The sequence below is a fragment of the Bacteroides sp. ZJ-18 genome, assembly GCF_011038705.2.
Taxonomy (GTDB): domain Bacteria; phylum Bacteroidota; class Bacteroidia; order Bacteroidales; family Bacteroidaceae; genus Bacteroides; species Bacteroides hominis.
Genome location: NZ_CP072198.1, coordinates 852699 through 867359 on the forward strand (window position 1 = coordinate 852699; position 14661 = coordinate 867359).

General features: G+C 42.4%; 11 protein-coding genes. 5 read left to right on the forward strand and 6 right to left on the reverse strand.

Going from position 1 to position 14661, the window contains the following annotated elements:
* Positions 1-148: 148 nt before the first annotated feature.
* The 3 genes from G7Y45_RS03485 to G7Y45_RS03495 all read right to left on the reverse strand — a co-directional run bounded on the left by G7Y45_RS03485 (position 149) and on the right by G7Y45_RS03495 (position 5070).
* Positions 149-775, reverse strand: a complete 627-nt coding sequence (locus tag G7Y45_RS03485; protein WP_005782830.1) for a PepSY domain-containing protein — start codon at positions 773-775, stop codon at positions 149-151.
* Positions 776-3190 carry a TonB-dependent receptor gene (locus tag G7Y45_RS03490; protein WP_165016791.1) on the reverse strand — a complete coding sequence of 805 codons (2415 nt, stop codon included), beginning with the start codon at positions 3188-3190 and terminating at the stop codon, positions 776-778. It lies immediately after the preceding gene.
* A 197-nt stretch (positions 3191-3387) separates the two neighbouring features.
* Entirely contained in the window at positions 3388-5070 is a 1683-nt protein-coding gene (locus G7Y45_RS03495; protein WP_005812459.1) for a SulP family inorganic anion transporter, read from the reverse strand.
* A 261-nt stretch (positions 5071-5331) separates the two neighbouring features.
* Between G7Y45_RS03495 and rbr the strand changes: the two genes are divergently transcribed.
* A complete protein-coding gene (rbr, locus tag G7Y45_RS03500; RefSeq protein WP_005782823.1) occupies positions 5332-5910 on the forward strand; it encodes a rubrerythrin in 579 nt (192 codons plus the stop codon).
* An 84-nt stretch (positions 5911-5994) separates the two neighbouring features.
* On the opposite strand, the gene nadB is transcribed toward rbr, so the two are convergent.
* Complete coding sequence (nadB, locus tag G7Y45_RS03505; RefSeq protein ID WP_005782820.1) at positions 5995-7566, reverse strand: L-aspartate oxidase; 1572 nt, start codon at positions 7564-7566, stop codon at positions 5995-5997.
* Positions 7567-7673: 107 nt separating this feature from the next.
* Here nadB and G7Y45_RS03510 point away from each other — a divergent pair, with 107 nt between their 5' ends.
* From G7Y45_RS03510 to dacB, 3 genes are all read left to right on the forward strand, one after another.
* On the forward strand, positions 7674-8072 hold the full coding sequence (locus G7Y45_RS03510; RefSeq protein ID WP_032531545.1) for a PH domain-containing protein: 399 nt from the start codon (positions 7674-7676) through the stop codon (positions 8070-8072).
* 6 nt (positions 8073-8078) lie between these two features.
* Positions 8079-9422 carry a dihydrolipoyl dehydrogenase gene (gene lpdA / locus G7Y45_RS03515; protein ID WP_032531546.1) on the forward strand — a complete coding sequence of 448 codons (1344 nt, stop codon included), beginning with the start codon at positions 8079-8081 and terminating at the stop codon, positions 9420-9422.
* Positions 9423-9525: 103 nt separating this feature from the next.
* Positions 9526-10935, forward strand: coding sequence for a D-alanyl-D-alanine carboxypeptidase/D-alanyl-D-alanine-endopeptidase (dacB, locus tag G7Y45_RS03520; RefSeq protein WP_165016788.1), 1410 nt, complete (start codon positions 9526-9528; stop codon positions 10933-10935).
* A 56-nt stretch (positions 10936-10991) separates the two neighbouring features.
* Here dacB and G7Y45_RS03525 read toward each other — a convergent pair whose 3' ends face one another.
* Both G7Y45_RS03525 and G7Y45_RS03530 read right to left on the reverse strand, forming a co-directional pair.
* Complete coding sequence (locus G7Y45_RS03525; RefSeq protein ID WP_005782811.1) at positions 10992-12491, reverse strand: acetyl-CoA hydrolase/transferase family protein; 1500 nt, start codon at positions 12489-12491, stop codon at positions 10992-10994.
* Positions 12492-12526: 35 nt separating this feature from the next.
* Positions 12527-12856, reverse strand: a complete 330-nt coding sequence (locus G7Y45_RS03530) for a hypothetical protein (protein ID WP_032543393.1) — start codon at positions 12854-12856, stop codon at positions 12527-12529.
* A 330-nt stretch (positions 12857-13186) separates the two neighbouring features.
* Between G7Y45_RS03530 and miaB the strand changes: the two genes are divergently transcribed.
* Positions 13187-14560, forward strand: a complete 1374-nt coding sequence (gene miaB, locus G7Y45_RS03535; protein WP_005782802.1) for a tRNA (N6-isopentenyl adenosine(37)-C2)-methylthiotransferase MiaB — start codon at positions 13187-13189, stop codon at positions 14558-14560.
* Positions 14561-14661: the final 101 nt, after the last annotated feature.

A 14661-nucleotide genomic window follows, 5' to 3' on the forward strand; every position in this document is an offset into this window, starting at 1 on the left:
CACCATAGATTACACAGATTATCATAGACTAAGAATATTACTTTAGATTTACTCTAAAGTTACTCTGTGTCCTCTGTGGTGAGTTTCGATACATCCTCTTATATTTTCTTATCCGGAAAAGTACCTTTCCTTTATTGAAGGAAGGAAGTTAAACCAGATTTTTTCTTTTCAAATACATCCAATATCCTGTGATAGGTAATGAAGTTCCTATCAAAGCAGCAATAAAGGTGATGATTTTTGAAAACATTCCTGCATAGGTTCCGAAATGTAAGGCACGTACTACTTTCCAGACGGGAGCCCCCCGTTTTACTTCCACATCAAAGATAAAACTTACTACATCTCTGTACCATTGAAAGGACCACATTAATCCGGTCAGTGCACATACCAGCAAGATAAGTGCTCCATAGAATCCCAGTACGGAGTGTAGATCGAACATGAATCTCCGTTTTCCTCTTTGGTGTTCTATTGTCAGCCGGCTTTTTTTCCATTTGCGTGGCCAGTAAACTGTAAGCCCGCTGATCAATATAAAGATGAAAAAAAGAGTGGAGATGCCTACTATCATTTTGCCTGTCGTCCGGGTATCATCCATAAGCCACCGATGCAGCTTCATCACTATCATTAACGGACTTTCGCGGATAGATTCATATCCCATCATTGCCAGGAGTTCCTCTTTGAATACGAGGATGGCACCTGTAAAGCAAATAATACTGATCAGAATCCCTGCCGGAAGGGAGAGCCAAAGATGAATATAACGGCAATATCTTTTTATCTTCATTTAAAAACGGTAAGAGATTATTGCTGAGAAATTACGTGGATCGATCTGGTTGATGTATCCTCCACGATAGTAAGAATTATATCCTAATGCGTCGAATAAATTGTTCAGGTATACACGGGCGGTGAATTTGTGGATACTATAAGCCAACTGAGCATTTACTGTAGTATAACCGGGCATGTCAAAAGGCTTTTCGTTGGTCATGGAACCGTGTCCGTCCGGCTTGATTGCAAAATCATTAACAGGACGTTTTCCTACGAAATAGACCCCTATACCGGCTGATAGTCTTTTTAATACTCCTTTGTCGAATCGGTATTGAATCCATCCGTTAGCAGTATGTTTAGGGGTATTCATCGGGGCTGAACCATTTTTAAAGGCCGGGCTGTTTTCGTATTTTGCATCCAGATAAGCGTAACCCATCATTACTTGGAGGTTTTCAAGTATACTTCCGCTTAATTCGGTTTCGATACCTTTTCTTTTCAGGCTTCCCGCTTTATCAAAATAACCGGTAGGTTGTGTAGTTCCCGGATGATAAGTACTATAAGAGAGGTTTTTAGTAAGGATATCGAAATATGTCAGATTAAAGCGCAGGCGGTTATTCAGCCAGTCAGACTTGATGCCTACCTCAAATTGGCGGGTATTCGACGGACCTATTTCGTCTCCGTTCTCCATTCGTCTGGCCGCATGAAGGAGGCTGGTAGTGGTTGTATATGAACCGAACAAATTAATGTTCTTTATAGGAGTCAACATGATGCCCAACATTGGATTCCAGGCATCTCCGGTAGTGGGACCTGCACTTGTATTGTCCTGGCTGCTGATATAACTGTACCTCAGTCCCAGAATAGCTTTTATATACTTATTAAAAGTCATTACCTCCTGTGCCATTATTCCATAACTTGAAGAATTGGATTCTACCGGAGTCTCGGGAACAAATTTAACCGCGACAGGTAGCGCATTCGAGATGCTCGGGGCAAGTACGTTGATAGTGTCTATATTGACAGGGGTATAATTGGTGATCGACAGATCGGTGTTTTTGTAGTCGAATCCCAATTGGAATGTATGTTTAACAGGACCGGTGAAAATGTCTCTGCCGATAAAGTCAAGCTGGAAAGTTGAGTTGCGGTCATCGCGTAATGAACGTGAAATCGTTCTTCTACGCATGTTATATTCTTTATTGACTACGGTTTTTACGGAAGTACTTGTATTATCCACTTTATATGAAGAGCCGAAGTATGCTGCCCGCACACTGATATTATCTGTCAGCTGGCGGGTGATGCGTGCGGCATAAGTCAGCGTCTTGTTGTTTACATTATCGTTTTTGAATCCCAGGAATTTGTTGTGTGGCATGTCGTAGAGATTCTCTTCCGTATCTTTCGATAGATTGACTGAACTGGTATAAGGAGTACGGTTATCATTCAGGTAATCCATTTCTATGGTAATGCTTGTTTTGTCGTCCGGACGCCATTCTAATGAAGGGTTGATGTATACTCGATTGGAATGGATGACCGGGCGATAATTATCCGAACGTTCGAAGGCACCGTTCATACGGAAAGCGATCGTCTGATTTTTATCCAGAACGGACTGTACGTCGAATGTGGGACGGAACAATCCCCAGCTGCCTGCACGCAAAGATACTTCTCCTTCATTGGTGAACTTGGGTGTTTTGGTTACTACGTTGATTACTCCGCCGGCACTTCCGAGATCGTTTCCGATACCTTGTGTGACGGCTGCAGAACCCTTAATAACCTGTACACTTTCTACTCCCTGCATTTCGGATAAAGCAGATCCGGTACGGAAATCGGAATCTATCCGGACTCCATTCTTTAAAATAGGTACTCCCCGGTATCCGCGGATGGACATACTTTCTCTTACTCCGCCATACGATCCGAAAAGAGTAACTCCGGGTACATTTTTTGTAACATCGATTACGGTGAGTGCTCCCTGTTCGGCAATCGATTTTTCTGAGATTACAGAAATACTCTGTATCTGTTCACTGGGGCGTAATGGCATGCGGGTGATGGCATCCAGTTTTTTCGGTTGTTTATATCGTTCTCCGAATACTTCTACAGTCGATAGCAAATTCTCGTCCGGTAAAAGTGTAAAAGAGAGCTGTGCTACACTTCTTGAAGTGAGATCAACAGTACGCGTCTGAGTGACATATCCCACAAAACTGATATTTATCTTGTAAACTTTATGAGCCAGATTGCGCAAAATAAAACGGCCTTCACTATTGGTTGTTGTTCCGATGGTGGTTCCTTCTATTTGGACAGTGGCCGAAGCCAATGGTGTATCTGTTTCATCGTAGACTACTCCACGGATGGTGGGCACTCTATCGGCGGACTCTGATTCTGTGGCAAAAAGTAACGATGGGAATATTAGTAAAACTAATACAAGCAGGGCACTATACATTTGCTTCATACATTTAACGGCATTAAATTAATATTAAAAATTAGCGAGCCGCAAAGGTATGTGTACATGAAAGAGTCTACAATACCTATAAAAAGGTATAATGCAACACAAAATCCATAGAATTGGTGATTATTAAAAATAAGGAAAGCGGATGAAAGTGACCTCCGTCCACTTCCACCCGCCTGTTGTGTGCAGATAGTATCAGATTATAAATTCATAATTTCTTTGGCTCTGTCCAGTGCTACATTAATGTTCGGACAGATGTTTTGTTTTCCCAGTAATTCATAGAAGCCGGATTTCTCAAGTGTGTTGTGCACTTTTTCATTTACTCCCGAGAGCACAATGGTGATCTTTTCTTTTTGAGACATTTTGCAGAGGCTGGTCAGGTTATGAATACCGGTTGAATCGATAAATGGAACTTTACGCATACGTATGACACGTACTTTGGGACGGTCGCCCAGTTGTGCCATTGTCTCTTCAAATTTGGTTGCGATGCCGAAAAAGTACGGACCATTAATCTCATATACCTCCACTCCGGCAGGTATTATCAGATGTTCTTCGCACACCGCGATGTCCAGTTCGTCATTCGGATCTATTTCGTCTTTGATGACAGATATTTCGGTAGTTTCCATTACACGGCGCATGAACAAGATGCATGCAATCACCAGGCCTACTTCGATGGCGATAGTCAAGTCGAAGATGATGGTGAGGAAAAAAGTGATAAGCAGTACTGTTACATCCGATTTAGGATTTTTCAGTAATGCCTTGAAAGTGCGCCATTCGCTCATGTTATAAGATACGATAACCAATACTCCTGCCAGACATGCCATTGGGATGTACTGTGCCAAAGGCATCAGGAAAAGGAGGATCAGCAATAAAACTACAGCATGGATTATACCGGCTACCGGTGTTTTACCGCCATTATTGATGTTTGTCATTGTACGGGCGATGGCTCCGGTAGCAGGAATACCACCAAATAACGGTGTGATAAGGTTGGCTGTTCCCTGGGCAATCAGTTCGGTGTTTGAATCGTGCTTATCGCCCGTTACACCATCGGCTACGGTTGCTGACAATAACGATTCGATTGCTCCCAAAACGGCAATGGTAATAGCTACCGGAAACAAGTCCTTGATGGCCTCCCAATTGAGTGCAGGCATGGTCGCGTCAGGTAATTCGGATTTGATTGTAAAACGGTCGCCAATGGTATCGATGGTGTCAATACCGGCGTATGTTTTCAATAAATATACTACTGCCGTTACTACAATGATGGCAATAAGGGAACCCGGAATTTTCTTTGAGAACCGGGGGGTAATGGCAATAATGATGATACTGGCAATACTCACAATAGTGTTCCACCAATTGATTGTATCGAAATGGCGGAAATAAATCATCCATTTCCCGATAAAGTCTCCCGGTACTTTCTCTCCACCAAAGTTTAATCCGAAAATATCAGCAATCTGTGTTGTGAAAATGGTGACGGCTATACCGCTGGTAAAACCTACAATAATCGGGTAAGGAATAAATTTAATAATTGCGCCCAATTTAAAAACTCCCAATAAGATAAGGAGTATGCCGGCCATCAGGGTAGCTACAATCAATCCTGCTTCTCCGTATTGCTGGATGATGCCATAAATGATGACAATGAATGCTCCGGTAGGTCCTCCGATCTGTACTTTGCTTCCTCCGAGCAGCGAGATGATGAACCCCGCAATAATAGCCGTGATAATTCCCTTTTCGGGTGATACGCCTGATGCGATACCAAATGCGATGGCCAGAGGCAAGGCTACGATACCTACAATGATACCTGCCATCAAATCGGCCATAAACGTTTCTTTAGAGTAGTTCTTCAAGGCTGAGAATAACCTTGGTTTGAAATCAAACACTTTCATTTTTTTCTTTACTTATATATAATGTGATAAATGTCGTTATAATCCTTGTTTTGCAAAGTCGAGGTTGCAAAATTACATAAAATAAATGGTAATAAGATGTTTTTGAACATCTTATTTATTTTTGATCAGTTTTGTCTATATTGCAATAGATATTATTAATGAATAAAATTCCGGGTTTTGTGAACTAAATCCTTATATTTGCGTTGTTAATAAAGGCAAGTAACCGACAAACGTAATTACCAATCTAAAATATATCAGATTATGACTAAAAGTATTAAAGGCACTCAGACAGAAAAGAATTTGCTGACATCATTTGCAGGTGAATCACAGGCAAGAATGCGTTACACTTATTTTGCAAGCGTGGCTAAAAAAGAAGGTTACGAACAGATTGCAGCTATCTTTACAGAGACTGCCGATCAGGAAAAAGAACATGCAAAACGTATGTTTAAGTTCCTTGAAGGGGGTATGGTTGAAATCACTGCAAGTTATCCTGCTGGTGTTATCGGCAACACTCTTCAGAATCTGCAGGCTGCTGCAGCAGGCGAACACGAAGAATGGTCTATGGATTATCCTCATTTTGCAGATGTTGCAGAGCAGGAAGGTTTCCCGATGATCGCCGCTATGTATCGTAATATCTCTATTGCGGAAAAAGGTCATGAAGAAAGATACCTTGCTTTCGTGAAGAACATTGAAGTTGCATCTGTATTTGCCAAAGAAGGAGAAGTTATATGGCAGTGCCGTAACTGTGGTTATATCGAAGCAGGTAAGGAAGCTCCTGAGGTATGTCCTGCATGTCTGCACCCACAAGCATATTTCGAAATTAAGAAAGAAAATTATTAATAGAATCAGACTGTATTTTGGAGAAAGGTGGAGCTGTTTAATTATGGCCCCACCTTTTTTCTATGCATTAATAATACTGTTTCTTTATTTACCGGCGTGTGGATAGTCAACCGTGTAGTGCAGACCACGGCTTTCTTTACGTTCCATAGCCATGCGCATAATCAGATAACCCACATTAATCATATTACGCAGTTCACATATTTCTTTAGATGCCACGCTGCGTTTGAACAGGCTTTCGGTCTCTTCGTATAGGATATCCAGGCGGTCCCAAGCGCGTTTCAACCGGAGATCGCTACGGACAATACCAACATAAGTGCTCATAATTTGATTTACTTCTTTCATACTTTGAGTAATAAGTACCATTTCTTCCGGTGAGCGGGTACCTTCATCATTCCATTCCGGAATCTCTTCGTTATAAGAATATTGGTCAATCACCGATAAACAATGTTTGGCGGCAGCATCTGCGTAAACCACTGCTTCTATCAACGAGTTTGAGGCTAACCGGTTGCCTCCATGTAAACCTGTACACGAACATTCGCCGGCAGCGTACAAACGTTCAATAGAGGATTGGGCGTTCAAGTCTACCTTAATACCTCCACACAGGTAGTGTGCGGATGGTGCCACGGGAATATATTCTTTGGTAATGTCGATTCCTAAGCTGAGGCATTTTTCGTATATGTTAGGAAAATGTTTTTTGGTTTCTTCAGGATCTTTGTGTGTTACGTCCAGATAAACATGGTCGTCCCCACGATTTTTCATTTCATTGTCAATGGCACGTGCCACGATATCACGGGGTGCCAAAGATAAACGTGGATCATATTTTTGCATGAATTCTTTTCCGTCCATTGTGCGGAGCACACCGCCATATCCACGCATTGCTTCCGTAATAAGGAAAGAAGGACGGTCGCCCGGATGGTAAAGAGCTGTCGGATGGAATTGTACGAACTCCATGTCTTTTACGGTTCCCTTAGCCCGGTATACCATGGCGATACCGTCTCCGGTCGCTACAAGCGGATTAGTAGTGGTCTGGTAAACAGCCCCCACTCCACCTGTTGCCATTAGTGTCACTTTGGCCAGATACGTATCCACTTTACCTGTTCGGGGATCGAGTATATAAGCTCCGTAGCATTTTATGTCCGGTGTCTGGCGGGTGACAGTTACTCCTAAATGGTGTTGTGTCAGGATTTCTATGGCAAAATGATTTTCAATTACCGTAATATTGGGATGTTGTTGTACAGCTTGAATCAAACTGTCTTGAATTTCAGCGCCGGTATTATCTTTATGGTGTAAAATACGAAATTCCGAATGACCGCCTTCCCGGTGTAGATCGAACTCCCCTTTTTCATTTTTGTCGAAGTTTACACCCCAGCTGATCAGTTCTTGTATTTGCGCAGGAGCCTCACGCACGACTTTCTCTACAGCAGTACGGTCGCTGATCCAGTCACCGGCAATCATTGTGTCTTCAATATGTTTCTCGAAATTGTCTACCAGCAGATTGGTCACTGAGGCCACTCCTCCTTGGGCAAAATAAGTGTTTGCTTCTTCCAGCCCACTTTTGCAAACAAGGGCAACTTTTCCTTTATGTGCCACTTTTAGGGCAAAACTCATTCCGGCGATACCGGAACCGATTACGAGGAAATCGAACTTTTTAACCATAAGTTTTAGTGTTTATCACCGCAAAGCTACAAAATAAGTTTTTTCGTTGTGCTTTTCGTTGCCATTAATTCATAATTTTACTAACTTTCCGCCAAAAATCTGACAAAATGAACCGTATTTTTCATGCTCGCATTGTCTGGTACCAGTATTTTCTGCTGGTTGTATTGGGCATTAATGCTTTTGGTTTCTTATGGTGTAAGAATATTATATTGGCTACTTTGATGATGTTGTTTCTGATTGTTATCATCGAACAGATCATACATACAGTTTATACTGTTACCACTGACGGTTTGCTGATACTTAACTATGGGCGGTTTATCCGTAAGAAAACTATTCCGATAGCAGAAATTACTTCAGTCCGCAAAGTCCATTCTATGAAATTCGGAAATTTTGCAGTGACAAACTATTTATTGATAGAATATGGAAATGGAAAATATGCTTCTGTACTTCCGGTGAAAGAAAAGGAATTTATAGAACTGATTGAAAAAACAAGAAACTTAATTTAGTAAGCTATGAAATACCAGGTTATTATTATCGGCGGGGGACCTGCCGGTTACACTGCTGCCGAAGCAGCTGGAAAAGCAGGTTTAAGCGTGTTGCTTTTTGAGAAACAGAATTTAGGAGGAGTTTGTTTAAACGAAGGGTGTATACCTACAAAAACATTGCTCTATTCGGCAAAGACATATGATGGGGCTAAACATGCTTCAAAGTATGCTGTAACAGTTTCTGAGGCTTCGTTTGATCTTTCGAAGATCATTGCTCGTAAGTCGAAGGTAGTACGCAAGTTGGTTTTGGGGGTTAAATCAAAATTAACGTCTAATAATGTTACTGTCATAAATGGAGAAGCAACAATCTTGGACAAAAACAAAATCTGCTGTGGCGAAGAAATCTATGAATGTGATAACTTAATTCTTTGCACAGGATCCGAGACTTTCATTCCTCCTATTTCCGGAATCGATACGGTAAATTATTGGACACATCGGGAAGCATTAGACAATAAGGAATTACCCGCTTCGCTTGCTATCGTAGGTGGTGGAGTGATTGGTATGGAGTTTGCATCATTCTTCAACAGTCTGGGTGTGAAAGTGACCGTCATTGAAATGATGGACGAGATCTTGGGAGGCATGGATAAAGAGCTTTCTGCTCTGTTGCGTGCTGACTATGCCAAACGGGGCATTACATTTCTGTTGAGTACTAAAGTTGTCTCGTTGGCACAATCAGAGGAGGGAGTCTTAGTTTCTTATGAGAATGCAGATGGTGCCGGAAATGTGACTGCGGAGAAATTGCTAATGAGTGTAGGTCGCCGTCCGGTAACAAAAGGTTTCGGACTTGAGAACCTGAATCTTCAACGGACAGAGCGCGGAAGTATTTTAGTAAACGGGCAGATGGAAAGTTCATTGCCCGGAGTATATGTATGTGGGGATTTAACCGGATTTTCTTTATTGGCACATACGGCAGTTCGTGAAGCGGAAGTAGCCGTACATGCAATTCTCGGTAAAACAGATACAATGAGTTATCGTGCTATTCCCGGTGTAGTGTATACCAATCCTGAAATAGCCGGAGTCGGGCAAACAGAAGAGTCCCTTATTGCGAAAGGTATTGCTTATCGTGCTGTAAAGCTTCCTATGGCATATTCTGGACGTTTTGTTGCCGAAAATGAAGGGGTAAACGGTGTATGTAAAGTGTTGCTTGGAGATGATGATACGATTTTGGGAGCACATGTCTTAGGCAATCCGGCTTCTGAAATTATCACATTAGCAGGTATGGCCATAGAAATGAAACTAAAAGCGGCCGAATGGAAGAAGATTGTTTTTCCCCATCCTACTGTTGCCGAAATATTCCGTGAAGCATTGTAAGAGTTACAAGTTGTAAGTTACGGGTTATAAGTATCATGCGTATAATGGCGCAATTACTCGTAACCCGTAATTTATGACTTGTCATTCGTTGTTTATAAGCATTATGAAGAAACTGAATTTATTTATTTTATTCTCTTTTTGTTTTTCAATTATTATCCGGGGGCAGGTAGATTTCGCCGCAATTGATTCACTTATTAAGAAGGAATTGCCCCAAGGTTCCGAAGTTGGTATTTCCGTGTATGATCTGACTGCAAAGAAATCACTCTATACATACCGTGATGCCAAGCTTTCGCGTCCGGCATCTACCATGAAACTATTAACTACTATAACCGCGCTTGCCCGGCCGGATGCAGATGAACCTTTCCGGACCGAAGTGTGGTATAAAGGTACTATAGAACATGATACGCTCCGCGGAGACATTTATGTGATTGGCGGATTCGACCCGGAGTTTGACGATGAAGGTATGAATGCATTGGTGGAGGAAGTGATAACTTTTCCTTTTTCAGTATTGAAAGGGAGAATCTATGGAGATATATCGATGAAAGATTCTCTTTATTGGGGAAGCGGTTGGGCATGGGATGATACTCCCTATTCTTTTCAGCCTTATTTGTCGCCATTGATGTATCATAAAGGTGTAGTGAAAGTAACGGCTGTACCGGGAACGATACGTGGTGACTCGGCGCGCCTGAGTTTTGAACCATCGTCCTCTTATTATACTGTGATCAATGAAACTGAGACACGTACTCCTTCTGCCGGTAAGTTTTCTGTTTCGAGAGGATGGTTAGAGAATAAAAATAATCTTATTGTCAGTGGAAATGTAGAGAATAGAAGAATTGGTGATGTGAATGTGTATTCTTCGCAGGACTTCTTTCTGCATACCTTTGCCGAGCGTTTACGCAATAGGGGGATAGAGATTTCGGAGCAGTATGCTTTCGACAGCTTTCAGCCCGACAGCCTTTCTACCCGCATGGCACGTTGGGAATGTCCCGTTCAGAAAGTAGTAGACCAGATTATGAAAGAAAGTGATAACTTGAGTGCGGAAGCATTACTTTGCCGTTTAGGAGTACAAGCTACAGGCAAAAAGCAAGTTTCGGCTAAAGACGGGATCGATGAGATCCATCGGCTGATTAAAGATTTGGGGCATGATCCGGACAATTATAAAATAGCTGATGGTTGTGGATTGTCAAATTACGATTACCTCTCTCCTGCCCTGTTGGTTGATTTTTTGAAGTTTGCTTATTCGAGAACGGATATTTTTCGGAAGCTCTATAAAGCTCTTCCGGTTGCAGGTATTGATGGAACACTTAAGAATCGTATGAAAAAAGGGTCGGCATTTAAGAATGTACATGCCAAAACGGGATCTTATACTGCCATTAACACATTAGGCGGTTACCTAAAGATGGCTAACGGTCATCAGGTGGCCTTTGCCATTATGAACCAAAATGTATTGTCGGCAGCCAAAGCAAGGAATTTTCAAAATAAAGTATGCGAAATACTGGTAAATTGTAAATGATGAACGATGAACACTTTGTAGAAGTCACAGTCGGTTCATCGTTCATCGTTTATCGTTTATTTTTCGTATTCTGCCCAGTTCACGTTTTTCATATCTCCGCTTTTAGCCAGTTCGGCATGCATTCCCAAAGCGGCTTGAATGGCGTGAGGAGTCTGTGACTTATTACCGGCCAGTTTCAGATAATCCCATAAGATTTGTTTGTAATCCGGGTGTGCACAGTTTTCGATGATTGCCTGTGCTCTTTCCTTCGGACTTTTGCCACGCAAATCGGCTACTCCCTGTTCGGTAATAACGATATTAACGGAGTGCTCACTGTGATCCAGATGAGAAACCATCGGAACGATGGAACTGATTTTGCCTTCTTTAGCCACTGACGGACAAGTAAAGATGGAAATATAAGCATTGCGTGTAAAATCGCCCGAGCCGCCGATACCGTTCATCATCTTGGTTCCACCGATATGGGTAGAGTTTACGTTACCATAAATATCTGCTTCAATGGCGGTATTGATAGAGATGATTCCTAAACGGCGGACTACTTCCGGACTGTTAGAGATTTCAGACGGACGGAGAATCAGTTTATCACGGAAGAAGTCCATGTCGTCATAAATGCCTTGCAGACAGTCATTGGTTACGGTCAGTGAGCAGGCACTTCCGAATTTTACACGACCTTCACGGATTAATCCGATCACAGAGTTTTGGATAACTTCGGTATACATTTCGAAAGCAGGGATTGTTTTATCGCGTCCCAAGGCTCCTAAAACTGCGTTGGCGATGTTACCTACTCCCGATTGTAACGGAAGGAATGTGGAAGGAATAATGCCACGTTTCATGTCGGCAGCCAGGAAGTCGGCCACATTCTGACCAATCTTATCAGTAATAGGATCGGCAGCCGCAAATGAACGGGCTTCATCCGGCCAGTTTGTTTCTACGATACCTACAATCTTTTTCGGGTCGACTTGTATATAAGGTAGTCCGACGCGGTCACTCGGTTTGTAGATTGGAATTTCACGACGGTAAGGCGGGTCGAGCGGTTCGTACACGTCATGCATTCCCATCATATTTTTGCTATGTGCACTGTTCAACTCAATGATGATCTGATCGGCCAGTCGGCAGACGGTTGGTGCAATTCCACCGGCAGCTGTCAGATAGATTTTTCCATCCGGAGTCACTTCACAAGCTTCGATGATAGCTACATTCACTTTTCCCATGAATCCGTAGCGCACTTCTTGTGCCATTTGTGAAAGGTGAATGTCATTATAGGCAATCTCACCGTTATTCACTGCTTTACGGAAATCGGGATTGGTTGTGTAAGGGGCACGATAACGGATAGCCTTTACACGTGATAATATGCCATCACATGAGTCGCCGGTAGAAGCTCCGGTAAAGATGCCGATCTGGAAAGGGTTTCCTTTTGCATGTTCCGCTTCCGCTATTTTCGCTATTTCGGAAGTGACAGCTTTGGCCGTTCCTGCGGGGGTAAAACCGCTGAGGCCGATGTTATAGCCATGTTTTACAAGGCTGGCAGCTTCTGCTGCAGAAATGGATTTGAATGCCATAATTATAGTATTATTTTCGTGTTAGGAATAATCTTTCAATATTTTCTATTCAGAATTTCGGACCAGATAATGGCTTTTCGGGCTTCTTCAGCCGAGCGAATGGTAAATTCCGGATCATCTGTCGGGGATGCTTCCATTTTCGGAGGAATTGTTTTATTTTTCTTCACTTCCGCTTTCGGAGGGAGCGGTTGGGAACGGAATGTTTGATGTTTTCGCGGTGTTTGAAGGACTTCGGCCTCTTCCGTATCCGGAATGGGTACGAAAGGTTTTTGGGCAGATCTTTCCGTTTTGCTCTTTTTGATCTGTCTGATAAGAGGTAATGCGAAAACAGCCATAATGACGAGGACTTTTAAAATATCATCCATAGTACTTTTATTTTCTACAGTCCGCCAAAGTTATACATTTAATCTGATTGATACCAATATTTTGGCATGAAAAAAGGGCAGCTTCACAGCTCCCCTTAATTTTTTTAACCTAAACCTTAACTATGAAAAAATCTAATGTTTCTTTCATTGCACAAATGTGTGAAATAAAATTAATAGTGCCAAATCCTTACGCCATAAATGTTTGTTCTATTAACATAAATTATCCTTTTGCCTCTGAATCGATAAGCAAAAGTGTTATTTTGGTTTCATTTCACAACTTTTTGAGGATGAAGCTGTATCTTTGCAGGTACAAATTTAAATTCTGAATTTATGAACGAATTGACGGGAGCGGACTTTAAATCCGCAACTGCTGATGACAACAAGAAGTTGTTTATCGAGACTTATGGCTGCCAGATGAATGTGGCCGATAGTGAAGTAATTGCCTCTGTGATGCAAATGGCCGGTTATTCGGTTGCCGAAACGCTGGAAGAGGCTGATGCGGTATTTATGAATACTTGCTCTATCCGTGACAATGCCGAGCAGAAGATTCTGAATCGTCTGGAGTTTTTTCATTCGATGAAGAAAAAGAAGAAGCATCTGATTGTAGGCGTGTTGGGATGTATGGCCGAGCGAGTGAAAGATGATTTGATTGAACATCATCATGTAGATCTTGTAGTGGGGCCGGATGCTTATTTGACTCTTCCGGAACTGATCGCTTCTGTGGAAGCGGGTGAGAAGGCAATGAATGTAGAGCTTTCGACTACGGAAACCTATCGGGATGTGATTCCTTCACGTATCTGCGGTAACCATATCTCCGGATTTGTATCCATCATGCGTGGTTGCAATAACTTCTGCACCTATTGTATAGTGCCTTACACCCGTGGTCGTGAACGCAGCCGGGATGTGGAAAGTATTCTGAACGAAGTGGCCGATCTGGTATCAAAAGGTTACAAAGAGATTACTTTGTTGGGGCAGAATGTAAACTCTTATCGTTTTGAGAAGGAGGGAGGAGAAGTGGTTACCTTCCCAATGTTGCTTCGTGTGGTAGCTGAGGCGGCGCCGGATGTACGTGTCCGTTTCACAACTTCGCATCCCAAAGATATGAGTGATGAAACTTTGGAGGTGATTGCACAAGTGCCTAATGTATGTAAACACATTCACCTTCCCGTGCAAAGCGGTAGCTCGCGCATTCTTAAGTTGATGAATCGTAAATATACGCGTGAATGGTATCTGGATCGTGTATCGGCTATTAAGCGTATTGTCCCCGATTGCGGGCTTACTACGGATATATTCTCCGGTTTCCACTCCGAGACAGAGGAAGATCATCAGGAGTCACTTTCGCTGATGGAGGCTTGTGGCTATGATGCGGCATTTATGTTTAAATATTCCGAGCGTCCCGGTACTTATGCATCTAAACATCTGGAAGACAATGTTCCCGAGGAGGTAAAAGTCCGTCGTCTGAATGAAATAATTGCTTTACAGAATCGTTTGTCTGCTGAATCCAATACCCGCTGTATCGGAAAGACCTATGAAGTATTGGTAGAAGGTGTTTCGAAACGTTCGCGCGATCAGTTGTTCGGCCGTACCGAGCAGAACAGGGTGGTTGTATTCGATCGTGGTACTCACCGGATAGGCGATTTTGTGAACGTAAGAATTACGGAAGCCAGTTCTGCCACGCTGAAAGGTGAAGAAGTTTTCGGATAATCCGTAGTTTTGCATATAAAATAAAAGGTGTAGTCATTGAGAACGTATGGCTACACCTTGTTTGTTATATGGCTACAATGTTTTATCTTTGTGCGTACCTT